Consider the following 23,934-nt stretch of genomic DNA (forward strand, 5'->3'; position numbering starts at 1 on the left):
GGACGGCTAATCTCCCCCCGTTTGCTCGCCACGTGTATCCTGTTGTATCTGGTATTTACCCTGGGCATTGGCGCGTGGGCTTCCCGCCGAATTCATTCCAGTCAGGATTTCACCCTGGCGGGCCGGAGGCTTTCGACCGGCCTGGTCGGAGTCACCATCTTCGCCACGTGGTACGGACCGGAATTTATCATGGGGGTGCCGGGCTACTTCGTGGAGGAGGGCGTGATGGGCACGATCACCGACCAGTTCGGTACCCTGTTGTGCCTGCTGCTGGTGGCGGGCTTCTTTGCGCGGCGGCTGTATGCGATGGGGATCGTCACGCTGAGCGATTTTTTCCGTATCCGCTTCGGGGAACGGGTGGAGACCGCCACCAGCTTGATCCAGGTGCTTTCTTACTTTCCCTGGATTGCCGCGCAGTTCGTGGCGCTGGCCTACCTCTTCGGCGTGGTACTGGGCACGAGCGTCCCGGAAGGAATTCTGCTGGGAGCTACCGTGGTGGTGATCTATACCTTCATCGGCGGTATGTGGGCGGTGACGCTCACCGATCTCCTCCAGAGCGTACTGATCGTGGCGGGCCTGGGTTGGGTGCTGGTGGAGGTAGTGGGCGAAACCGATGGCATATTGGCCCTGGTGACCGACCGGCCGGCGGGCTTTTACGCTCTCCTCCCCGCGCCGAACCTGGCAGCCTGGAGCGATTATCTGGCGATGTGGATGGCCTTCGGGCTGGGGGCGATCCCGTCGCAGGAGATTTACCAACGTTTATTTTCGGCCCGGTCGGCGGAGCAGGGGCGCGGCGGCGTCGTGCTGGCTGGTGTACTCCTTTTCCTGATCGGTTGCCTGCCGCTGGTAATCGGGCTGGCCGCCGTGGAGCTGCAGCCGGAACTGGTGGCGGCGGGGGATGGGCAGAGCCTGATTCCGAACATGGTAAGTCGCTATACCTCCCTTCCGGTACGAATCCTCTTTTTCGGTGCGCTGATCTCCGCCATCCTCAGTACCTCGAGCGGGGCGATGCTATCCCCGGCTACGGTGATCGGCGAGAACCTGATCCGGCCCCGTTGGAAAGGCATTACCGACCGGCAGCTGCTGTGGTGGACGCGCATGAGCGTGGTCGGGGTAGCGGCCGTTGCCTGCCTTTTCGCCCTCAACGACAGCCACATTCACGGCCTGGTGGTGGATTCGGCGGTCTTGCTGATGGTGTGTCTGCTGGCCCCGCTCACCCTGGGCCTGCACTGGAAGGGCGCCACCACGAACGGGGCGTGGGCCGCTATTGGACTTGGAGCCGTCACCTGGTTTATGACGGATCGTTTCGATACCGTTATCGACCCTACGATCTACGGTACCCTCGCCAGTTTTGCCGGTATGGGGGCGGGGAGCTTCCTGGGTCGTACTGCGTAGCTTTGCACCACACCACCCCTTGCCTATGGCCGACTCCGCGATCGAACTGTTGAAACAACTCATTAGCATCCCGTCCCTGAGTCGGGAGGAGAGCGGTACGGCGGATGCCATTGCCCTTTGGCTGCAAAACGGGGGAGTCGAGCCCCAACGCCACCTGCACAACGTATGGGCCAAAAGCCGGAACTGGCAGGACGGGCGCCCGACCGTCTTACTCAACAGCCACCACGACACCGTGAAGCCCGCCGCCGGGTATACCCGCGATCCCCACCGGGCGGACATCGAGGACGGTAAGCTCTACGGGCTGGGCAGCAACGATGCCGGTGGGGCGCTGGTGAGTCTGATCACCGCCTTCCTTACGCTGGAAAACGATCCGGATTTAGCCGTCAACCTGGTAGTTGCCGCCACCGCGGAGGAAGAGATAAGCGGTCCGAACGGCATTGCGGCTCTATTGCCACTCCTACCGAAGATCGACTGCGGCATCGTCGGCGAGCCTACCCTGATGGACCTGGCCGTTGCCGAGCGCGGACTGGTCGTCATCGACGGGGAGACCCGCGGGGAAAGCGGCCACGCCGCCCGGAAGGAAGGGGTGAATGCGCTTTACCTGGCGCTCGACGATATTGCCGCCATCCGCGACCACGCCTTTGCCCGGTCCAGCGAGCGATTGGGGCCTACCGGCGCCGCGGTGACCGTCATTCAGTCGGGTACCCAGCATAACGTCGTACCCGATCGTTGCACCTTCGTGGTGGATCTACGGGTCAACGAAGCCTACACCAACGAGGAGGCGGTGGCGGAATTACAGTTGGTCTGCCGCCACGCGGAATTAAAGCCGCGGAGCCTGCGCCTGCAATCGAGCGGTATTGCCGAGGATCACTTTCTGATCGCGGCCGCCCGTCGGGCCCTTCCGAACGCCAAGTTATATGGTTCCCCGACCCTGAGCGACCAAGCCCTGATGCCCTTCCCGACCCTGAAGCTCGGTCCGGGAAATAGCGCCCGTAGCCATTCGGCGGACGAGTTTATCTGGGTGGAGGAGGTTGGGGCGGGCGTGGAAGGGTACTTGGCGGTGCTTCGGAACTGCTGAGTGGTTCGGGTCATGGATCATTGAGCACAGGGCTTAGGTCGTAGGGTGTCGCGTAGTTATTCGCGCTTCCTTTATGCCACACGGGGGGTAGTTTCATCTAGGTAGTGCCACCAATACCTTGACCGTCGCCCGACCAGCTCCCAAGCCTGTTGGTAGCCGGCATGGTATGCCATGGGGATGTATTGGTGGGGCAAAGCGACCAGTTGCCAGCCTTCGGTTTTGTATTTTTTCCCGCCGAATCGGTAAGCCTAGCGGTAAACCACTCCAGGATACCTTCGCGTCGCATAAGCTTCGGCTAGGCTAGCACAAACGGACTTTGACGACCGACCTATCTGATCCGTTAACCAGCGTTTCTCATCGGGGAAAACGTCCTGGTAAGTCGATAGCTGGACGAGGCTAGTTTTCTTCTTTTCTCGAAGGCCAGCCAGGTAGTGAAGGGGGAAGTATTTATTGCAGTAGCTTTTCCACAAAGCCGGGAGAAATTCTGGGTAGCGTTGTGGGTAAACTAGCTATCACCCTACCTCCTCGCATGCCTGCCGACGTTTTCGACTTGCCGGGCAGTGGCCACTACCACTTTCACGCATCAGGAATTTGTGGATTGCCTGAACTATTCCACCTGCAGTCACCGAAATTTATCGGGATGATTTTGCATATAGCTGAGCAGTTTGCCTACTTCGGAGCATGCCGTCACGTACTGCTCGAAATCCGCCTGACGGATGTACCCATGGTCCAGGGCAAAGGCCAGCCAAGCCATGGTCTCGTAATTCTCGCCTGCTGCGTCGGTTAATTTGGCGATGAAGTGCTTCGGATACCGTCGTTTAGCGAAGCTTTCCGCAAGATTTGCACACACGGATCGCGACGATCGCCGAATCTGGTCCGTAAGCGAATATTTTTCTTCGCGTGGAAAGGTTGCCGACATCCGGTACACCGAAGCAGCCAGACGGCGCCCCTTAATGAAGGCCAGCCAGGTAGTAAAGTGTGGTAAGCTCATAGCAGTGGTTTTGCGACAATGATCTGCCCCTTTCACCAGAATACCCGTTTTTACTCATTTATATTCGAATAAAGACGTCTACAAACGCTTATGCCCCCTAACTACCCCCCTACCCCCTATTTCCTACCCCCTACCTACTACCCCCTACCTACTACCCCCTACCCCCCCAAATTTTTCTGCTTGCAGAAAAATTTTCCACCCCCAGGCAGCGAACCCCAACCCCCCACCGTTACCCCATTAGTTTTGATGATGGAATAACAGCAGCCTCACTTTATACTCACTAGTTCTCAACTAGGCTGTACATGCAAGCAGGGGAAAACGGACACGTCCGTTTTCCCCTGCTGCTTTTAGATTATTAGGTTCCGGAGACTAGTTACTAGTCCCGGTTCAGGACGGCCAAGAGGCGAAGAATTTCCAGATACAACCATACGAGGGTAACGATCAGGCCGACGGCCGTGAACCACTCCATGTACTTCGGTGCCCGCATCTCCGCGCCGCGCTCGATACTATCGAAGTCGAGGAGCAACATGAGGCTGGCGATACCGATGATCACGACGCTGATGCCGATCCCGATGGGTCCGCCCTGATGCAGGAAGGGAATGCTCATGCCGAAGAAGCCGAGCACGATGTTGATCATATAGACCAGGAACACCGCACCGAGGGCCATCATCATGCCCGAGCGAAACTTCTGATTGACGGTGATGATGCCGGCCTTATAGATAAAGAGCATCATAAACAGCACCGAAATGGTGCCGAGAATTGCGTTAAACACCAGCCCGGTACCGAATCCCGCCGCGTAAATCGCGGTAACCGAGCCCACGAAGAGCCCCTCCAGCAGCGAGTAGATCGGTGCCAGGGTTCCGGACATCTGTGGTTTGAAAGACATCACCAGCACGATCGCCAATCCACCCAGGGCGCCGCCCCACATGAACAGTTGGCTGGGGAAGAAGAACGAGTAAACGGCGGTAACCAGCAACAGGGCGCCGAGGAGGAAGGTCTTATTGACGGCTCCGTCGACGGTCATGACTTCACTGCCGGAACGTTGAATGACGCCTCCGTCCAGGGGTTGCGAAGACGCTTTGGCCAGCCGTTCCTCACTGAGGAGGGGGTTGCTGGATTGTCTGAAGCGATCGGATAAGGACATGTAATAAAGATTGGTTGGTAAATAAAACGCCTGAAACGAAATGTCGTTGCGGTTTAAACGAAATACTGTACCGCCAGCTCGTACCCCCGCAGACCGAACCCCACAATCACCCCCTCACAATGTGGAGATAGGTAACTGTGGTGGCGGAAAGCCTCGCGTTTGTGGACGTTGCTGATGTGGACCTCGATCACCGGCGTTTCGATGGCCGCGATGGCATCGGCGAGCGCCACGCTGGTATGGGTATAGGCGCCGGCGTTCAGCACGATTCCGTCGTAGTCGTAACCGATCTCGTGCAGCTTGTCGAGCAACTCCCCCTCGTGGTTGCTCTGGAAGTACTCCAGCTCGATATCGGAGTCGACGAACTTCCCTTTGAGGTGCAGCATGAAGTCCTCGAAAGTATCTTCCCCGTAAATTTCCGGTTGCCGCCTGCCGAGGAGGTTCAGGTTGGGGCCGTTGATGATCATGACGCGCAGCAAGATGAGTACGGTAGCACCGGGTACGGAAGTAACTTGTCCGCCGCGCCCCGGCCGGTTAGCGAAGACGAGCAAGGTAAAAATTTTCCTCCACCGCCAAAAGCTACCCGATCCGCCTGTTGCCTAACCGGCCACGACGTCGCCTACTACGGTAATCCGTTGAAATCTCAGCTATGCTTTCGCTCCAAACCAAAAAATCCCCCGGCTACCCATCACCGTTCCCAGCACGTTCCCAGAGCCCAACGAAAAGACTACCCGACTACCCGGATGGCGAAGCCAGCCGACTAAAGACTACCGTACTACCCCGGATGGCGAAGCCAGCCGACTAAAAGACTAAAAGACTAAAAGACTAAAAGACTAACGAACTAAAAGACTATCCGACTAAATGCTATCCGCCTTCTTCCGCAACGCCGTCCTAGTGCTGGTCCTCAACCTGACGGTAAAGGGAGTCTACCTCTTCGTGATCGAACGAACCGTGCAGAACGTCCTACCGGAAGGGGATTACGGCTTGTATTTTTCCTTCCTCGGTATCGGGCTCATCCTCCAGGTGGTCGCCGACTTCGGACTACAGCATTACAGCAGTCGCACGATCAGTGGACACCGACAGTTGCTCACGAAGTACTTCCCCTATTTTCTCGGGCTCAAGCTGATTCTCGGCGGGCTCTACTTCGCGGCCGTGCTCTTAGCGGGTTTCATTTTGGGTTACGGCAGCGGTCAGATCGGCCTGTTGCTCCTCGTCGGGGCGGGGCAGTTCTTAAATAGCCTTGTCATTTATTTACGTTCCAACCTGGCCGGCCTGGGGAAGTACGCCCTCGACAGCACCTTCAGTATCCTGGACAAGCTATTGATGATCGCGCTGATTGGTGGGTTGCTCGGCTACCGTCCGGACCTGCTAAACATTGAAGTTTTTGCGGGGACGCAGGTGCTGTGTTGGCTGGTAACGGCAACGACCATCACTTGGGTCCTGCGGGATAAGCTGGTAGGTCTTCGGCCGCGCTTTCGTAGAGAGAAATTGCTGCTCCTCCTGCGCGGCGGCGCCCCCTTCGCTTTGGCTATCCTGTTACAGGCCGCCTACACCCGCACGGACGCGGTGATGATCGAGCGGCTACTCCGGGACGGAGCTGAAGCCGCGGGCCACTACGCGGCCGGCTACCGCCTGCTGGACGCGCTAAATACGGTAGGGTGGCTGACCGCCGGACTGCTGCTGCCGATGTACGCCCGCCTCCACGCCCGCGGCGAACGGCTCACGGATTTACTGCGGCTGAGTACCCAACTGCTGGTCGGTGGCGCGGCCGTGGTGAGCATTGCCCTCGCGGCCTACGCTGCGCCGGTGGTTCAACTGCTGTACGATTTTGCCGAGCCGCGTACCGCCTCCATCCTTTTCTTTCTTTCGCTCACCTTCACCGCCCAGTGCCTCAGTTACGTCTACGGTGCCCTACTCGCCGGGACCGGCTATATCGGTCGGATGAATTATGTATTCGTAGCCGGAATCATGGTGAACGTGGCAGGCAACTACTGGGCCATTCCCCGCTACGGGGCACCGGGTGCCGCGGCGATGACACTGCTTACGCAAAGCTTTATCGCGGTACTTCAGGCGGGGTTGGCGCACCGTTGGCTGGAGATGGCCGGCGATTCGGTGCGCTGGGTACGGCTCGGTATTCTGGCGGGACTATTACCCGTAGTCGTGGTGACCGTGGCCAGTTTGGGGGACGGCTGGGTATGGCAACTCGGGTTGTCCCTAGTACTGGGGGCGGCCTTACTGCCCCTACTGGGCTTGTTGAACCCCTCCGAACTCACCTTACTGCTGCGGGATCGGGAGGGGTACCGCCCTTAGGCTTTGCGCCGCTCGTCCCATTTTTGCTGCAGGAGGGGAAGCTCCTGTTTCAGGAAGAGGAAGTATTCCTTGATGTGCTCGAGCTCCCGATTGAATTCGGCGCTTCCCGTGCCCTCGCGCAGGTCGATCACCTTACTGAGGGTATTGATGAACGGTCCCAGCTTGGCGAGTCCCTCCCGCATTTGCCCCAGCCACTTTTCCCCCGATACCCGGAAATACCGCTTGCGATCGCCGGGTTTGGTAATGTAGTCGACGCGGCCGTCGTCCATCAGTCGGCGCAGGGCATTGCTGATGGAGCTCTTACTGGCCTGGAGAAACTCCTGGATGGCGAAAAATTCCATTTCCGGTGGATCGGCGAGCAGCAACAGGGCGAATACCCTGGCTTCGGTGGGCGTCAGGGAAGTTTGTTCGAAAAAGACGCCGATCTCCTCCACCCGGCGTTTGATGTCGGGAATGTTTGGATTCGTAGTGGCCTGGGAAGCGGATGGGGGCATGATGGTTGGGGTGGGGGAACGCGGTTAAAGATACGCCGGAGCCGTGGGCAAGGGCGGGTGGTTACACGTAGGTTGGGTCTTCCGCGGGGGCTTGTTTTTCCCGGATGCCGAACAGCAGCTTATAGGTAATCGGAACGAAGATCAGCGTGATGACCGTTCCGAACAGCAGCCCCACCATGATGGCAATGGCCATGGGCTCCCAGATCAAGCCACCTCCGAGGTAGAGCGGGATAAGGCCGAGCGCGGTGGTGAAGGTGGTCAGCAGGATCGGCCGGAAGCGCTGCTGGCAGGCGTCAACGATGGCCCGGAATTCCGTCTTGCCGGCCTTCTCCTCGATTTCAATGCGGTCGATGAGCACAATCGCGTTGTTGATCAGGATGCCGGACAGCGAGATGACCCCCAGGAAGCCCATGAAGCCGAAGTAGCTCTGGAACAGTAGCAGTCCCAGGATGACCCCGATAATGCCGAGCGGAATGGTGGCCAGTACGATACCCGTTTTGCGGAAACTATTGAATTGTAGCATCAGTAGCACGATGATGATGAATCCGGCCAGCGGTAATTTCGCGGCAACGGCGCCCATGGCTTCGCGGCTCCGCTCCGACTCGCCGCCGAGGGAGTAGTCATAACCGACGGGCCAGTCGGCGGCCAGCGAATCGAGGCGGGGAATGAGCCGCTGGGTAACGTCGGTGGCGGTGTAGCCTACCACGGCGTCCGCCCGTACGGCGAGGGTGCGCATGAGGTCGCGGTGGTTGATCTTGGCGTACTGCCAGTCGACCGATACGTCGGCCACCTGGGGTAGCGGCACGTTGGCACCGCTGCCCTGGGCGAAGACGTTCAGGCCCTGCAGGTCATCGACCCGGTACTCTTCGGCTCCGCGGCCACGCATGACGATCGGGATGGATTCGTCGCCCTCGCGGTAGCTGCCGGCGGTATAGCCGCTTACGTTGGTACGTAGGGATACGGCGATGTCCTGGTTGGTCACCCCGGCGGCGCTGGCCTTATCGGGATCGATGTTGACGACGACCTTCTTGCTCTTCGGCCCCCAGTTGTCGGTGATATTGGTCGCGATGGGGATTTGGTAGAGCTCCGCCTTGACGTTGTCGCTGATGCGGAAGAGCTCGTCGGCGCTGGGTCCGGTGATGCGGATCTCTACGTCAGCGGCGGCACCGCCACCCCCGGATAGTGGACTGACGCTGATGTCGGCGTCCGGGAAATTTTCCCTGCCGTATTGCTCCAGTCGCTCGATCATCAGGTTATTGGCCTCGAAGCGGGTGGTATTAAGAAGCACGTGGGCGTAGCCGCTGTTGGCCTCACCGGGCTGGTAGCCGAGGTCGTAGCTCTTGGGCCCTTCGCCTACGAAGCTGGTATAGCTGGCGATACCGTTGGCCTCGGGGTCGTCCGTCAGTAATTCGGTATTGATGTAGGCTTCCATGCCCTCGACCACCTCGGTGGTGCGCTGAATATCGGTGCCCTGGGGCAGCTCGATGTTCATGGTGATGAGGTTCCGGTCGCTATCGGGGAAGAAGATGAACGGCAGCCGCCCGAAGAGGGACAGGCTACAGAAGAACAACACGATCACGGAAGTCAGTACCATCCAGGGATGTTTCAGCGACCAGTAGATCATGCCTCCGTACTGCTCGTTGAGCCGCTCGAAGATGTTGCGCTTGGGAGGAGTGGCTTCGGCTTCGGGGACGGTTGCTGATTCCGGATCGTCCGCTACACCTGCGCCCCGCTGCTTAACGCGAATAAGGGCCACGCCGAGCATGGTCACCACCGTCATGGCAAGGATCCAGCTGCTCAACAGCGCGAAGGAGATCACGATGAAGAGGTTACCCATGATCTCGCCCATGGTATTCTCGGCCAGGAAGAAGGCCAGGAAGGCCGCCGAGGTGGTCAGCGAGGAGATCAGCAGGGGGGTGGCGAGCTCCGAGGTGGCCTGGTAGGCGGCCTTTTTGGGGGAGAGGCCGTCTTCCATACCCACCATCATGGACTCAGAGATCACGATGGCATTATCCACCAACATGCCCAGGGCCATGATGAGGGCGGCCAACGTCACCTTATTAAGGCCGACGTCGAAAATATTCATGAGCATGAGCGTCATGACGATCGCCAGCGGGATGAGGCTGGCTACCACCAGTCCGGTGCGCCAACCCAGGAAGAGGAACATGACGGCCAGTACGATCGCCACCGACTGCACCACGTTGGAAACGAAATTGGTGACGCTGGCCTGGACGAAGGTGTCCTGGCTGGCGATTCGCCGGGCCTCCATACCGACCGGCAGGGTCTGGTTGAACACTTCCAGGCGGCGGTCGATATCCTCGCCCAATTCGACGAGGTTAGCGCCTTCGCGGACGGCTACGGCGACTACCAGTCCCTGTTCGCCGCTAAGCCGCACGAGCCGCTCTGCGGGGGAAGCGTAACCGCGGCTGATACGGGCGATCTCGCCGAGCTTGGCCGTCTGGTCGTTGCCCAGGCTGACTACAGTGTTAGCCAGGTCATCCAGGCTCTCGAAGTTACCGCTGGGCTCCAAGACGATGCGCTGGTCGCCGAGGGTGACGTCGCCGCCGGCGAAGACGATGTTCGTAGCGGAGATCGTCTGCTGCAGCTGGTTGGCGGAGAGCCCGTAGCGGGCCAGGCGGGCGTTATCAAACTCCACGAAGATTTGCTCCTGCCGCATGCCGGTGATTTCCACCTCCGCGGCATCGGGGAGGGTGACCAGGTTGTCGCGGATATTTTCGGCGGCGTCTTCCAGTTCACTGAGTGCATACCCGGGGCCGGATAGCCCCACCTGGATTCCGTACTCCACGCCGATATCGTCGTCTTTCACCTGGATGCTACGCAGGCCGTCGGGAAGGTCCGGACGCAGGATGTCGATCTTGCGCCGTAAGCGGTCCCAGACAGGCTGCATATTCTCCGCCCGGATACTTGGGTCGAGTTCCACGCTGACGATACTCAGCCCGGTTCGGCTTTCGCTGGTAATTTCTTTCACCTCGGGCAACTCCTGGGCGACCCGCTCGATGCGTTCGGTGATGAGTTCCTCGATGCGCTCGGGGCTGGCGCCGGGAAAGGAGGAGACGACCGTGGCCACCCGGATAGTGAACGGGGGCATGGCGTTGCGGCTGAGGTTGTTGTAGCCCGTCAGACCGAGGACGGCCACCATCAGGACCACCAGTATGGTGACCCGGTTGTTTTCGATGGCGAGTTTGGAGATATTCATCTGTAAGGAGTTGGTCGGGAAGGGATTACTGGGTCAGGAGACGGACCGGCATGCCGTCGATAAGCTGGTTGAGTCCGGCGGTAGCGACCAGGTCGCCGGGGCGCAGCCCCTCCCGAATTACGAAGCCGGCGGTGGTGTAGTCACCGATATCCACGGGTACGCGGCGGGCTACGTATTGGTCGTCGCGCGCGCCGGGCTCGAGCCGGAAGACGAAGCGGCCGTCGGGGCCCTCGGAAACCGAGGCGATTGGGGCCACGATCAGGCTGTCGCGCGGGCCGGTGCTTTCCCCCAGGTGGAAGCGAACGGTGGCGGCCATGCCCGGCCGGATGGCCTCGGTCTGGTCGCTAACGGATACCGTCACCGGATAGCTGGGCGACCCCGCGGCGGCGTAGGCCACCTCGGAAATGGTACCGGGAAAAGTCCGGCCCGGAATGGAAGAGAAGGTTACCTCCACGCGCTGGCCGGAGGAAAGCCGGCCGACGAAATCTTCGGGTACGTTCACCTCCACTTCGGGATTTTCCTCGGTGCTGAGGGTGACGATGGCCTTGCCGGAGCCGGCGTACTCGTTTTCTTCCACGTGCTTCTCGGTAATGACACCGGAGAAGGGGGCGGTCAGGCGGGTGTAGGCAACCTGGTTACCGGCGGCCCGTGCCTGGGCCCCGCTGGCTTCGAGTTGGCTCCGGGCGGCCTCCACCTGCGCCTGGGCGCTCTGGAACTCACTGCGGACCTGCTCAAATTGACTCAGGGAAACGCTGTTGTTTTCGTAGAGGCGGGAGGTGCGGTCATAGGCGGCCCGGGCGGCGATGAGTTGGGTTTCGGCACTCTCCACCTGGGCCTGACTGGCCTGCCGCTGGGCGGCTGCCAGGGATTGTTGCACCTGGAGGTCAGCGGGGTCGAGGGTGGCGATCAGTTGGCCGCGGTTCACGCGTTGGCCGAGGTTCACCGGCAGCGAGCGCAGGGTTCCCGCCACGCGGAAGGAGAGGGGTGTGCGACCGGCGGCTTCCGCTACACCGTTGAAGGTCTGGACGCTGGTGCCGTCGCTGATCGTGACACGGTCGGCCCGTATGGCCCGGACGGGGGGATCGACGGCAACTTCTTCCGTGGTGCCGCCACAGGCGGCGAGGAGGAGCAGGAGGCTGAAATACAGAGAAGTTCTCATCGTAAGGCGGTTCGGGGTGGAAAGGGGATAGATCACGGATTACTGGTCGTTGCGGTAAGAGAGGAAGCGTTGGAGAAAGGCGGTCTGCTCGGCTGGCTCGGCCAGGAACTGGTAACTGCCGGTGGACCGCTGCACGGTGAGGAAGTCGGCCACGAACTGGTAGCCGAGATTGGTCGCATTGACGCGTGACTGCAGCACCACGTTCTGGGCGTCGACGAGTGAGGTCACGTTGGCGGCGCCGCTGCGGTAGAGGTCCTCGATGATCGCGAAATTGCGTTCGGAGGTCGCTGCCGCCTCGCGGGCGAGACGGAGGTTGCGGTAGCTGGCGACCAGGGTTTCCACGCTGGAGTAAAGCCGTTGGACGAGTTGGTTTTCCGTGTTCTCGCGCTGGGTGGCGGTTTGCAGGGCGCTTAGTTTGGCCTGTTCGAGCTGGGCGCGGCGCAGTCCTCCCTGGAAGATGGGAATGCTCGCGCCTACCGCGATGGTATAGGTACCCCAGGGCCGGTCGGCGGCCGCGAAGTCGAAGTTGAACTCCTCGGGCAGGGGGGTGGTGGCGTAGTTGCCGATGCGGTAGCCCAACTGGCCTTCCACGCCGATTTCGGGGAGGTAGAACGCTCGCTCCCGGGCCTTGGCTTGTCTTTCCTGGGCGGCGATGGCCAGGTCGAGCTGGCGCAGGGTGGGCAAGTTACGCCGGGCCTCATCGGCGAGGAAGTCGGCCAGCCGGTCGATGTCGCGGGGGGTTTTCAGCAGGGGCAGGAGCGTCTCCCCGATAATGCCGAGCAGGGAATCCTGGCCGGTAAAGGTTGGCAGGCGAAATTCAGCGTCGATGTCGTGGTCGAGCAGCTGATTGAGCTGGTAACGGGCCTGCGCCAGCCGGGCTTCGGCATCGTTGACGTTGATGGAGCCCAGGGCCAGCTCGCTCTCCCAGCGGTACACGTCGGTGGCCGCCGCGGCACCCAGCTCCCGCTGGTTGACGGCTAGGTCGTAGTTGGCGCGGGTGACGTTGAGGTTTTCGTTCTGGAGCCGGAGGAACTCCTTGCTTTGAAGAACGTTGAGGTAGGCGGTACTCACGTCGAGTACGACGTCCAGCTGACTGGAGCGCAACGCTTCTTCCTGTCCTTCGGCGAGTAGCCGCTGAATGGCGACGTTGGCGAAGGCGGGTTCGGAGAGGATGACCTGGCTGAGGGTGGCCGAGCCGGTCCAGTTGTAGCGGCCCTGGAGCCCGAAGCTGGAGGCCGTGGTTTGGGGGTCGAGCAGGGTCAGCGAGGTCCCTACCCCCAGCTGGGGAAGCAGGTTCGCCTCCGCCACCTCGACGTCGGTACGGGCGAGGGCCACTTCGTACTCGTCGATGCGGTAGCCGAGGTTACGGGCCAGCCCTTCTACGATGGCTCCTTCCAGAGTGAGTACCGGGCCGGATTCCACGGCAACCGGATTCAGGAGCACCGACCGGCGCATCACGTCGAAGGCGGGATAAATGCCCGACGCCCGCGCCGCGGCCATATTGATGATCAGGCTCTGGTTATTGCCTTCGATGCGGGTCGAGAAGGTAGCCGGGTCGAGCCCGTCCGTAATGCGTAGTGCATCGAGGGCTACCCGCCGCGGGAGGCGGCTGATGTTGTCTTCGGAAGAGTAGGCCGCCAGTACGCCGAGTTCGAGTAGGGGATAATCGAGCAGACTCATCGTGGCGATGCCGCCGTCATTCAACAACCCGAGCAATTCGCGGGCCTCAGCGGCGGGAAGTACCTCCGTTACTGGCGTGAAATAAACGGCGTCGGTACCGGTAGGAATATGCGACCACGTAGCCGCGGCGGTAGGCTGGGCAGCGATCACGGTCACCTCGGCCCCCGGATAATCGGCGAGCTGAAGGGCGAGCGGTTCGCGGAAATTTTCGGTGGTCACCACGGTGAGGCGGTCGTATTCGTGCAGGGTGGCCAGGGTATCCAGGTCGCGCCGGATGTCGAAGGGAGAACGCACGTAGGTCAGGTTAGGGACGCCCGTTCCCACGGAGTCCGCCGGGGCGGTGGGGTCCACTACAATGGCGGCAATGGTGGGTTTGGGATAGCTGCTTCGGTCCAGTAACGCCTGGCTGCTGGCGATGCCCGTACCGATCACTAGGTCGGCTTCCGCGTACGCTCGGTCGATCACGGAATCCCCGGCCTGGCCGAGCGCCCGCCGGTCGAGTTGCAGTTTGAATCGGGTACCCAGTAGCGACTGCAATTCCTCGCCAATCAGGCTATCCAAACCTACACCTGCCGTGGGGGCGGCATCTGATACAAGCGTAATGCGAAGCGGGGTTTGTGCGGCGGCGGCCCCGCCCAGCAAAAGCAGACCCGCCAACAACAGGAAGGAGCGGAATACGGACGGTCCCGTGGCACGATGGAACCGGGCGGGTAGAAAGTGGTAAGGGGCGGAAAAGTGCATAATGCGGGCTGTGTGAGGAGTAAGAACGACTCACATATCTAGTTAGTTCGGAATTAACAGAACCAAATAGTTTTTGATAAACTTTCACATTGCGTCCATACCCGCGGGGACGAAACGACCTGTGGGGAGTCGCGCTGATCCCTCATAGAAATTCCAGTACGGCCCACGCGGCCAAATTATCCACCGATGCGCAAGGCGAAAAAAAACGTTTATGAACGGGTTGGGAAGCGCAGGCTAGGCGGAGTCGGCGGTAGCGTAGGCAAGCCGACCGATGTCTCGGCTTTCGAGCATGCGTTTCGCGGGCAAGGTGCGGACGCAGTTGATCATGGCCAGCCCGAGCTCCCGATCGGTCACCGACCAGCTGGTCCGCCGCAGGAGGGGGAAGGCGGGTCGGAGCAGTCGGTACAATACCTTGATCCAGCCGGTTTGGGTGGGTAAGCCCCGTTGGGGTAGGAGCAACCCGAGGCGGAACATGTAGGCGGCCCGGAAGCCCATTTCTAAGAGCGCGTTTTCCGTCCGGCCCTTCACGCGTGCCCACATTTGCCGGCCGTTCGGGTCCGTTCCCAGGCCGGATACGTAGGTAAAGACCAGGTCGGCGTCGACGGCGTTCAGATCACGCGCGAAAGCGGTTACGAGGTCGTAGGTGAGGCGGGTGTATTCGGTCTCGTCCTTGCCCACCGATGATACCCCGGCGCAGAAAAAGCAGGCATCGTACCCCCGTAGCCGCTCGGCGATGGGGGAGAGGTCCGAAAAGTTCTGGTGGATAATTTCCTTCAGCTTCGGGTGGCTCAGATCGATGGGATGACGGTTGATGACCAGCACCCCCGATACCTCGTCGCTTTCCAGGCACTGTAGAAGCACCGAGCGGCCGACCATGCCGGTAGAACCCGTAAGAATGGTGGAAAAGGACATGCGGTGATGGGTTTAGGGGGTGCGAAAACGGACCGGATTCCAGCGGCCGTTTAAGGTAGCCCGAATCGGTGGATTTGAGCCAGGTACGGGCGAGTACGGAGGTCAGGTTCGTGGATCGTCGACGAAAATGGCGGCAATCGGTGAGAAAATAGTTCGTCGCAGGTTACATTCATAGTGGTATACGACATAAAGGGCGATAGGACCCTAGCTCGCCTCCCCGAAAACCACTCACTATGAACCCTGGAGCCTCCGGTTGGCCCCTGTTTTGGGTAACCCTACTCTTCTTTTTACCGTCCGTTCCGATTTACGCCCAGTCCGGCGCGCCCGCCATCCAGGTGTGTGGGGGCGGGCAGACCGTCTGCCTGGAATCGGAGACCATCAACCTCTGCGTGACGGTTGCGGTCGACCCGGCCTACCCGGAGAAGATCGACAGTTTTGAAATCAACTGGGACGACGGTAGCCTCCCGGAAAAGTTTGCCGGTACGAACACCTCCTTCAACGTCAACCACCGCTACGATTTCACCGGCTTCTTCGGTACGTGTAGCTACGTCAGCGATCGCAAACTGGTGTCGTTGAGCACCTACATCGAAGGCGAGTTACGGCCGATTGAAAGCATCTTCCCCCTGACGGCCCTTAATCCCCCCGAAGCCAAATTTGACAACTTCCCCTCCGTCGTTTGCGTCAACGAGGAAATTTACCTCCAGGACGAATCCTGTCCGGTCAGCGGACTCCTCAAGACCTACGACTTCGGCGACGGCAGCCCAATCACCGAGTTCGGCTGGCATACCTTTACTACGACCGGTGAATACACCGTCAAGCTCCTGGTCGAAAACGACTGCGGTACGGACGAGGCCACCCGCCGGATCCGGGTCATCGACCAGCCGGTCGCGCGCGCCGAGCCCGATTCCGGCTTCGTGAGGGGCTACGACGATCCCTACCGGATCTGCCTGGACGGCACGGCTACCCTGCGCGTGGACGGGAGCGCGTCGGTGGGCCTCGCCTCCCGCAGGTGGTCCGTAGAGCCCGCCCTGGGTACCACCATCGCGGGCGGCGGCAGCGCCGTCGGCCGCATCAGCTTCACCCAGCCGGGGCGGTATACCGTATGGTTGAGCGGTCAGAACGAAAACTGTGCCACCGAGGCCCGGGACAGCTTCCAGGTGGAGGTGGTCACGGCAACCGTACTCCGACTGGACCGCCAGCCGGACGTCTGCGAGGCCTTTGCCTACTGCCCGACGCCGACCGTCGAAGGGGCCACCTATACGCTGAACGGTCAGCCGCTAACGGGGTGCTCGCCCGTGCTGGAGGAAGGGACCTACTTCGTGGAAGCCTTCCTGGCCAACGAACTCTGCGGCGATGCTACCCAGCGGGACACTTTTACCATTAGCGCTCAGGCTACCGCCGTGATCGCGGAATCCGACACCACGCTTTGCGATCGGGACGGCCCGTTAAGGTTAACGGCTACTCCCCCCGGCGGACAGTGGACCCTCGACGGTCAGCCCTTCGACGGTACCGTCGATCCCGCCACGCTGGCTGCGGGTACCCACCGGATCGCCTACGGCAACGAGCCCTGCCTGCTTTCCGACGCCATTACGCTGGAGATCGTCAGCTCGGCGGTTACGGTACCCGACGACACCGAGGTGTGCATCGACGCCGGTCCGGTCACCTTCACGGCCACGCCCGCCGGCGGGATCTTCCTCGGCACGGGCATCGACTCCACCGGCCGGTTTGACCCGTTGACCGCGGGATTGGGGGAGCACGAAATCACCTACGAATGGGCGGACGGCGAGTTGGCCGGCTGCGGGGGCGCGAATACCTTCCGGGTCACGGTGTCGGAATTGAGCGCCGCCTTCGAAACGCTCTCCTGCGCCGGAAACGAGGTATGCTTCTCCGTCGACGACCCGGCCAGCTACGAAAGCGTTTCCTGGAATTTCGGTGACGGCCGCAATGCCACGGGGCCCGCACCCTGTCATACCTTTTCCGGTCCCGGTACCTACGACGTAACGGTTAGCGTTGGCCGGGGTCCCTGTGTGGCAACTTTCACGCGTTCGGTTAGCATTGCACCCGCGCCCGTCGCCCGATTTACCCTGGACTACGACCCCGACCGCTGCTCCGACCTGCCGGTGATCATCACGAACACCTCCCTGGGGAGCGATCTGGTGTACAACTGGCAACTGAACGGGGTGACCTTCGCCGATACCACCGACCCCGGGGAGTTGCTGCTGACCTCCCGGATGCGGGATTCGCTGTACGAGATTACCCTGGAGGTATCGAACGGCTGTACCACCAGTAGCAGCAGCGAAAGGATTCTGGTGCGCCCACTCCCCACCTCCGATTTTGGCACCGACCAGAACAGTTACTGCTCGGGGGATACCGTGCTGCTCGCCAACAACGCCATCGGGCAGCCGACGGCCTACGAATGGACACTGGGGGGGCGGATCATCGGCACCGATTCTCTGCCCCCGCTCATCGTGCACGAAACGGCCACCCGCGATACGTTGGAGGTCTGCCTGACCACCTACAACGATTGCGGGTTCACGACTACCTGCCGGCCGATCGTCTTCACGCCCACCGACGTGGAAGCCTTCTTTAACGTGGCGCCTACCGTCGTCTGCGTTGACGATACCGTGCGGCTGACCAGCTTCGCCACGCCGGGCGTCTCGGTGCGCTACGATTTCGGGAACGGTAACGGCGGCAGCGATCCCAACGCTACGGTGGTGTACCGGCAGCCCGGAACGTACCGCATCGTACAACGGGCCTTCGGCTGCGGCTCCGATGTATTCGAGAAGACCGTAAGCGTAGTACCCCGGCCCACGGCCCGCTTCGAGCCTCCGGCGGCCATCTGTGCCGGAGCGCCGGTAACATTCCTAAACCTGAGCGGGGATAGCCTGCGCGCCAGCTGGGATTTCGGCGACGGCAGCGCCCCCCTCGCGGAATACAGCCCAAGCCACGCCTTCGATACCGCCGGCCGCTACGAGGTATGCCTTACCGTCACGAGTATGGGGCCGGACGGCTGCGACCATACCGTCTGTATGGAGGTGGAGGTCAGTCCTGCACCCCGTCCCGGATTCACGTACACGGATAGCCTTTGTCTGGGGTCCGAACTGGCTATCCAATCCACGGCCGTGGGTGACGGCCTGAGTTGTACCTACCGCTTCGGCGACGGTGCCACGGCGACCGACTGCTCGCCCGTGCACAACTACGCGGCGGCCGGGGCCTACAACGTGACCCAGGTGGTCACCGATAGCCGGGGGTGCCGCGATAGTACCCGGCTGCCGGTCTTCGTGCGCAACTTGCCGGAAGCCGATTTTCGGATCCGGTCGCCGGAGGTCTGTTCTCCGGACTCGATCGACATCGTCAACCTGACCACGGGGGCGGTGACCTACCAGTGGGACTTCGGTGACTCCCGTACGGAATCCACGATGGAACCCACCCACGCCTACGACGGTCCCGGTGAATATACCGTGACGCTCACGGCCTCCGATGGCTTCTGCTCCGATTCGCACAGCGAGCGGGCGATCGTCCACGAAAGCCCGGTAGCCCTGATTGCGGCGGCGGATACCGCGGTCTGCTTCGGGGAACCCGCGGTGCTGGCGGATGGCTCTTCCGGACCGGTCGCAACGCGGATCTGGGACTATGGAGACGGGACGACGGGCTTTTCCGCCGCGGCGGATCACCCCTTTCCGGCCGCGGGAAATTACCTGGTGCGGTTACGGGTGACCACCGGTCCCGGGTGTGCGGACTCGACCAGCCAAACGATCGTCGTGCACGAGCCCGTGGCGGGAGAACTGGCCCAGCCCGATGCGATCGCCTGTAATGGCCAGGAGACCGCTAGTCTGGAGTGGCAGCCCGGCGGCGGCACCGAACCCTTCGCCTTCGCCTGGTCGGACGGGGCGGTGACCCAGCGGAACCCGGGCTTACCGGCGGGTTTCTACGCCATCACCGTTACCGACGCCAACGGTTGCGTGCGGACCGATTCCGCTACGGTTAGCGAACCGGCGGCCGTACTGCCGGGCGCCGAGGCGACCACGGTTACCTGCTTTGGCGGGTCGGACGGCGCGTTGGACCTGGACGTTTCCGGGGGAACCGCGCCGTATTTGATCCGCTGGGAGGACGGTGGCTCGGGTAACCGCCGGAGCGAGCTGGCCGCCGGGGCATACGCCGTCACCGTCACGGACGGTCGGGGCTGCGTGCTTCCCTTTAGCCTGGAAGTCCCCGAAAACCCGCCCCTGGTCGTGATCGATTCCATCACCGGAATTTCCTGCTACGGGGAGAACGACGCGGCCGTCGACCTGGTGGAGATCCGTGGCGGAACCGGTCCGTACGCCGTTACGCTCACCGGTACCGGCTACCGGGAAACCGGAACCACCCTCAGCCGTTTCGACCGCCTGGCGCCCGATGTCTATACTTTGGAAGTGGCCGATGCCCTGGGTTGCCTGGAGGAGCGTGACCTGGTCGTCGCCCAGCCGGACCGGGTGGATCTGGACATCCTGCAGGACAGCGTATACCTCAAACTCGGGGATACCGTCCAACTAACCACCCGCTACAACGCGACCGAGCCGGTATTCAGCTGGGGGCCGGCCTACGGACTGAGCTGCAATAATTGTCCGAACCCGGTGGCCCGGCCCCACTACACCCAGCGGTACGAGGCGCTCGTGACCGACGCCCGGGGTTGCAGCGACCGGGACACCGTGGTCGTGGCGGTGGAGATCAATCGGGAGGTCTACCTCCCCAACACCTTCACGCCCAATGGTGACGGGCGCAACGACGTGTTCCGCGTGCGGAGCGCCTACCCGGACGCGATCGCCGAGGTAGTCAGTTTCGAGATCCGCGACCGGTGGGGGCTGCTGTTGCACGCAAGACAGTCCTTCCCGCCGAACGAGCCGTCCTTCGGTTGGGACGGGACCTTCCAGGACGCGCCGGTGGCGGGCGGGCAGTATGTCTACCAGGTGCGGGTGCGCTTTGTGGACGGCTTCGAGAAAACGATCAGTGGCAGCATTTTAATCCTTCGATGATGAAGCAATTCTTTACGCGTTACGGCTGGACGGGGCTGGTCTTTTTCCTCCTCGTTACTGGCCCGCTTCGGGCCCAGGATCCTTTCGTCTCGGATTATTCCCCCGTTGCGCCCCAGCTCAATCCCGCATTGACGGGATTCATTCCGGGGCAGGCAACGACGCGTGTGGGCGTCGTTGCGCGGGAGCAATGGCGGAGCTTCCTGGAGACGGCCAGCTACCGAACGATTGCCGCTACCGTAGACCACCGCATCTGTGGCAATAATCGGGGGGATTACTTCGGGCTGGGCCTCAACCTACTGGCCGACTGGCAGGGCGATCCGACGCTTCGAAGAATTGACGGACTGGTAAGTGCCGCCTTTACCAAAAACCTCAGCGGTAGCTATTACGGTGGCACCTCCATTAGTCTGGGCGCCGAGGCAGGCTTCGTACAGTACGACCTCGATGCCTCCCAGCTCACCTTCGACCACCAGTTCGGTAACCCCACGGCTCCGGGAGAACGGCTGGATTACTACAACATCGGCTTTCTCGATTACGGGGTGGGTATCCTGTTTACCTGGCTGGAGGACACCCGCAATGCCCCCAGCGTTTCCGGCGGACTGAGCATCAAGCACCTTGGGCGCCCGCCGACCACCTTCGTGGACGACGGCCGGCCCGCCTCGATCGCTTCCGACTCGTCCGCCCAACTATCGGCGCGGTGGACCCCCCACGTGAACGCTACCTATCCGCTCTCTCCCACCTATAGCCTTTCCGGCTTCGCGATGTACAGCTACCAGCGCCCGCACAACCAGCTCTTCCTGCAGGGCATGCTCAACTTCAACCGACCGGGGCGGGGCAACCGGTTGCCGGACACCTTCCTCAGTCTTGGTGGCGGCTACCGTACCACGCGTGGCGTGACCGGATTCAATTCCGAAGCCCTGGTGGCCAGCGCCCACGTAACGGCCGGCAATTTTCAACTGGGCATAAATTACGACGTCAACGTTTCCTCCCTTCGCGCCTCATCCCGCGGGGCGGGCGCGATCGAGCTTTCCCTGACTACGGTGTTCGGAGCATCGGATTGCTTGCTTTGTCCTAGTTTTTAGGGAGGGGGAATCGCAAGCGGTGCCGTACCAAGTCCAAGTATCCGGGCCACGACAACGGAAAAAACTGCTGCGGCAGGGGGAACGAAGATCACGCAGTAAGCGGGATCGAGGACTGATCCGTGCCCGGCTGGTGAGGGACTTACCGCTACGGAATCCAATCCGACGCCGCTACCGTGCCACGGGCTACTCCGGTCCGGATGGGATCTACCCCATGGACGTTTAGGCGGGTAACGGACCGGGTGCAACTGTGGATCGGGGAGGTGCGGGCCATCCAAAGCTGTTACGTAATCACGATACCGCCGTTAGAATCCCGTGAACGTTCGGGAGGATTTCAGGAAGGTTGGAACCGTGCTTTGTGGAACATTTCTTCACACATTAATCCAAAGCACGATGCGTATTCCCAAAATTTTCACCCGCACCAGTCTGGTGGGCTTGCTGTCCTTAACCGCCTGCGAACGGGAAGAGCCGCAACTAGCCATTGCCGATCAACCGACCGACACTTCTCCGCTGGAAGCCGAGTTTTCCATCGAGGATGCGGACCAGCTGGAACTCACGCCCCGACCTGGCTTTCACCGATGAAGCAATTGTCGAAAATGTCGACTTCCCGGATTAATCAGCTCACCTGCGAAAGCGTAAGGAAGTATCGGGTTGACAGTGCGCACTTGTATTACCCGAACCGGAGGAGTAAATAAATGGAATCGGTGAAAATGTTGGGACAAAACACAACATTGGCCATCTCGATACCTTACAGCCGCCGTATCTGTATCCAAAACCATTGCGACTGCGCCTATACCCCCGAAAGCATGAAAGAAAATCCCGTGACTTCCGACCCTCACCCCCTTGCCGTTAGCGAGTTGTCCGATGACCATCCCTTGCACCACTGTCGGCAAGAACTCGAAGCTTTGTACCATGTCATTCATTGCCGCTATCAAGATGACAGCGAGCTTTCGGACCGGAGCATCGTCCTCGGCCACCTAAAGCGCCTGATGATGTCGCTGTGCGCACCTACGCTCCGGGAGCGATTCGACGAAAACAACGTCTGGCTCAACCCGAAAACCGACCAGTACATGGAGGAAGTGCGCCGGATGTTTGACAAGGAGCCTGACGATAACGGGTAAAACTGCATCGTTCTCCCGCGACTTGGGTTTCGATTCCTACGATCCCCGTCGGTGAGCGAAGCCGGAACCGGCTTAAAGTGGTGTTAAGAATCGACGTAGCTGCCTCTTGAACCCTACTTTGGGAAGAAAACCATGATGCTCCGGCACTGCCTGCTTATCTGCCTCCTGGTGAGCATATCCGCTATCCGGGTCTCCGGACAAACAGCCATTACGGGTGGCTATGGCTCCGTCGACAGTCTCCTTGCCGCTGAATATCCCCCGACCGGCCCGGGGATCGCCGTACTGGCCAGCAAGGGGGATAAGATCGTATTCAGAAAAAGCTACGGACTGGCCGATATCAAAAACAACGTCGAGCTATCGACGGAGATGATTTTCGAGATCGGCTCCATGACCAAGCAGTTCACCTCCGCCGCGGTACTCCAGCTCGTAGAAGCAGGGCGGGTCAGGCTTGACGATCCCATTCGGGCCTACGTGAGCGGGTTTCCCGAAAAGCCATACCCGATAACGATTCACCAGCTGCTATCGCAGACTTCCGGTATACCGGAATTTTTCGACGTGGACGAGAGTGAGTTTGATAAGCTGGCTACCGTGCACACCCCGGAGGAGTTGATCGACTACTACCGCGATCGCCCCCTCGACTTCGAGCCGGGAACGGAATTTGCCTACAGCAACTCGAATTACCCGCTACTGGGATTGGTCGTTGAGCGCGTAACTGGCATACCACTGGCCGAGTACTTCGAACGCTTTATTTTCACGCCGCTCGGGATGGACCATACCTCGCTATGGTATTCGAGCGAGCGCCCCCCCGTCCCGGTAGGGTACCGGCTGAATGCTGCCGGCGAACAGGTGCGCTCCCCCCCAATCGACGGCTCGACGGTGTACGCGGCCGGAGGCATCGTCTCCACCCTGGGAGATCTATACCGTTGGAATAACGAGTTAAAACGACCGACCCACCTCTCCAAACGAATCGTCAGTCAGTTGATCCGGGAGAAGAAGACGACCGACAAAGCCGGCACGGGCTACGGCTACGGGTTCTTTGTCGGCGAGTGGAACGGTCACCGCCTAATCCACCACGGGGGCAACATGTACGGCTTCACCAGCGCAGCGATGTACCTGCCGAAACCGGACGTCTTCGTTTGCGTGCTGGCCAACAGCGCCTTTGCCAACACGGAAAACATCGCCCGATTCGTCGCCGGTCACCTCCTCGAAGCACCCATTGCCTACTACCGACAACTCGCTCCCCACGTACTGCAGGACTACGTAGGGCGGTATATCCTCGAAGGGCCCACCGAAAAGCAGATCGACATTAAGCTACACGAAGGCGTACTGGTTGTCCACTTCCCCGATAATCCCGCAAGTGACGTATCGGTCTACGGCGACGGCCCCGACACCTTTTCCTCCCCGCGGGTCGATCTCAGCATGGTCTTTGCGCGGGAGCAGGGCGCCGTGGTGGGTTTTACCGCTTACCAGGGTGGGGCGTTCGCGTTCCGAAGGGTGCCCTAAATCCTGGGTTCAAGGGGGGTAACCGACATGAGGCGTAGGTAAATCCGCTTACCTTCGGAGGGTAGTAGTTTTCTGCGTCATGCTTCACTTTGAGCAGGAGGGCA

The 23,934-nt window shown here is 60.9% G+C and carries 16 protein-coding genes and 1 pseudogene; 8 read left to right on the forward strand and 9 right to left on the reverse strand.

The window, feature by feature from the left end:
• Positions 1-21 precede the first annotated feature (21 nt).
• Together CLV84_RS10335 and CLV84_RS10340 are read left to right on the forward strand one after the other, a co-directional pair.
• Positions 22-1,395 (forward strand): sodium:solute symporter family protein, encoded by a 1,374-nt coding sequence (locus CLV84_RS10335; RefSeq protein WP_170067660.1) that lies wholly within the window; start codon positions 22-24, stop codon positions 1,393-1,395.
• A gap of 25 nt (positions 1,396-1,420) precedes the next feature.
• The gene (locus CLV84_RS10340; RefSeq protein WP_104419720.1) at positions 1,421-2,473 is read left to right on the forward strand and encodes a M20/M25/M40 family metallo-hydrolase; all 1,053 of its coding nucleotides are present in this window, start codon (positions 1,421-1,423) and stop codon (positions 2,471-2,473) included.
• 263 nt (positions 2,474-2,736) lie between these two features.
• On the opposite strand, the pseudogene CLV84_RS22310 reads toward CLV84_RS10340, so the two are convergent.
• The 4 genes and pseudogenes from CLV84_RS22310 to aroQ all read right to left on the reverse strand — a co-directional run.
• Positions 2,737-2,838 (reverse strand): annotated as a pseudogene (locus CLV84_RS22310) (four helix bundle protein); the annotation flags it as partial.
• A gap of 257 nt (positions 2,839-3,095) precedes the next feature.
• The gene (locus tag CLV84_RS10350; RefSeq protein ID WP_104419722.1) at positions 3,096-3,464 is read right to left on the reverse strand and encodes a four helix bundle protein; all 369 of its coding nucleotides are present in this window, start codon (positions 3,462-3,464) and stop codon (positions 3,096-3,098) included.
• Between the two features lie 376 nt (positions 3,465-3,840).
• Positions 3,841-4,608 (reverse strand): Bax inhibitor-1/YccA family protein, encoded by a 768-nt coding sequence (locus tag CLV84_RS10355; RefSeq protein ID WP_104419723.1) that lies wholly within the window; start codon positions 4,606-4,608, stop codon positions 3,841-3,843.
• A 53-nt stretch (positions 4,609-4,661) separates the two neighbouring features.
• Positions 4,662-5,072, reverse strand: coding sequence for a type II 3-dehydroquinate dehydratase (gene aroQ / locus CLV84_RS10360; RefSeq protein WP_104421161.1), 411 nt, complete (start codon positions 5,070-5,072; stop codon positions 4,662-4,664).
• Positions 5,073-5,466: 394 nt separating this feature from the next.
• Here aroQ and CLV84_RS10365 point away from each other — a divergent pair, with 394 nt between their 5' ends.
• Complete coding sequence (locus CLV84_RS10365) at positions 5,467-6,915, forward strand: MATE family efflux transporter (protein WP_104419724.1); 1,449 nt, start codon at positions 5,467-5,469, stop codon at positions 6,913-6,915.
• On the opposite strand, the gene CLV84_RS10370 is transcribed toward CLV84_RS10365, so the two are convergent.
• From CLV84_RS10370 to CLV84_RS10390, 5 genes are all read right to left on the reverse strand, one after another.
• Entirely contained in the window at positions 6,912-7,409 is a 498-nt protein-coding gene (locus tag CLV84_RS10370) for a GbsR/MarR family transcriptional regulator (protein WP_104419725.1), read from the reverse strand. The genes CLV84_RS10365 and CLV84_RS10370 overlap by 4 nt on opposite strands.
• A gap of 61 nt (positions 7,410-7,470) precedes the next feature.
• Positions 7,471-10,626 carry an efflux RND transporter permease subunit gene (locus CLV84_RS10375; protein WP_104419726.1) on the reverse strand — a complete coding sequence of 1,052 codons (3,156 nt, stop codon included), beginning with the start codon at positions 10,624-10,626 and terminating at the stop codon, positions 7,471-7,473.
• Positions 10,627-10,651: 25 nt separating this feature from the next.
• On the reverse strand, positions 10,652-11,785 hold the full coding sequence (locus CLV84_RS10380; RefSeq protein WP_104419727.1) for an efflux RND transporter periplasmic adaptor subunit: 1,134 nt from the start codon (positions 11,783-11,785) through the stop codon (positions 10,652-10,654).
• A gap of 39 nt (positions 11,786-11,824) precedes the next feature.
• On the reverse strand, positions 11,825-14,206 hold the full coding sequence (locus CLV84_RS10385) for a TolC family protein (protein WP_104419728.1): 2,382 nt from the start codon (positions 14,204-14,206) through the stop codon (positions 11,825-11,827).
• Between the two features lie 234 nt (positions 14,207-14,440).
• Complete coding sequence (locus CLV84_RS10390; protein ID WP_104419729.1) at positions 14,441-15,118, reverse strand: Rossmann-fold NAD(P)-binding domain-containing protein; 678 nt, start codon at positions 15,116-15,118, stop codon at positions 14,441-14,443.
• Between the two features lie 233 nt (positions 15,119-15,351).
• On the opposite strand from CLV84_RS10390, the gene CLV84_RS10395 reads away from it, so the two are divergent.
• The 5 genes from CLV84_RS10395 to CLV84_RS10415 all read left to right on the forward strand — a co-directional run bounded on the left by CLV84_RS10395 (position 15,352) and on the right by CLV84_RS10415 (position 23,830).
• Positions 15,352-20,130 (forward strand): PKD domain-containing protein, encoded by a 4,779-nt coding sequence (locus tag CLV84_RS10395; protein ID WP_104419730.1) that lies wholly within the window; start codon positions 15,352-15,354, stop codon positions 20,128-20,130.
• Positions 20,130-21,209 carry a PorP/SprF family type IX secretion system membrane protein gene (locus tag CLV84_RS10400; protein ID WP_170067661.1) on the forward strand — a complete coding sequence of 360 codons (1,080 nt, stop codon included), beginning with the start codon at positions 20,130-20,132 and terminating at the stop codon, positions 21,207-21,209. The genes CLV84_RS10395 and CLV84_RS10400 overlap by 1 nt, the downstream gene beginning before the upstream one ends.
• A 390-nt stretch (positions 21,210-21,599) precedes the next feature.
• Positions 21,600-21,788: a hypothetical protein gene (locus tag CLV84_RS10405; protein ID WP_104419732.1), complete on the forward strand. Its 189-nt coding sequence runs from the start codon at positions 21,600-21,602 to the stop codon at positions 21,786-21,788.
• 224 nt (positions 21,789-22,012) lie between these two features.
• Positions 22,013-22,327 carry a hypothetical protein gene (locus CLV84_RS10410; protein ID WP_104419733.1) on the forward strand — a complete coding sequence of 105 codons (315 nt, stop codon included), beginning with the start codon at positions 22,013-22,015 and terminating at the stop codon, positions 22,325-22,327.
• Between the two features lie 132 nt (positions 22,328-22,459).
• Complete coding sequence (locus tag CLV84_RS10415) at positions 22,460-23,830, forward strand: serine hydrolase domain-containing protein (protein WP_104419734.1); 1,371 nt, start codon at positions 22,460-22,462, stop codon at positions 23,828-23,830.
• The last annotated feature ends 104 nt before the right edge of the window (positions 23,831-23,934 follow it).

The organism is Neolewinella xylanilytica (assembly GCF_002934605.1).
Lineage (GTDB): Bacteria > Bacteroidota > Bacteroidia > Chitinophagales > Saprospiraceae > Neolewinella > Neolewinella xylanilytica.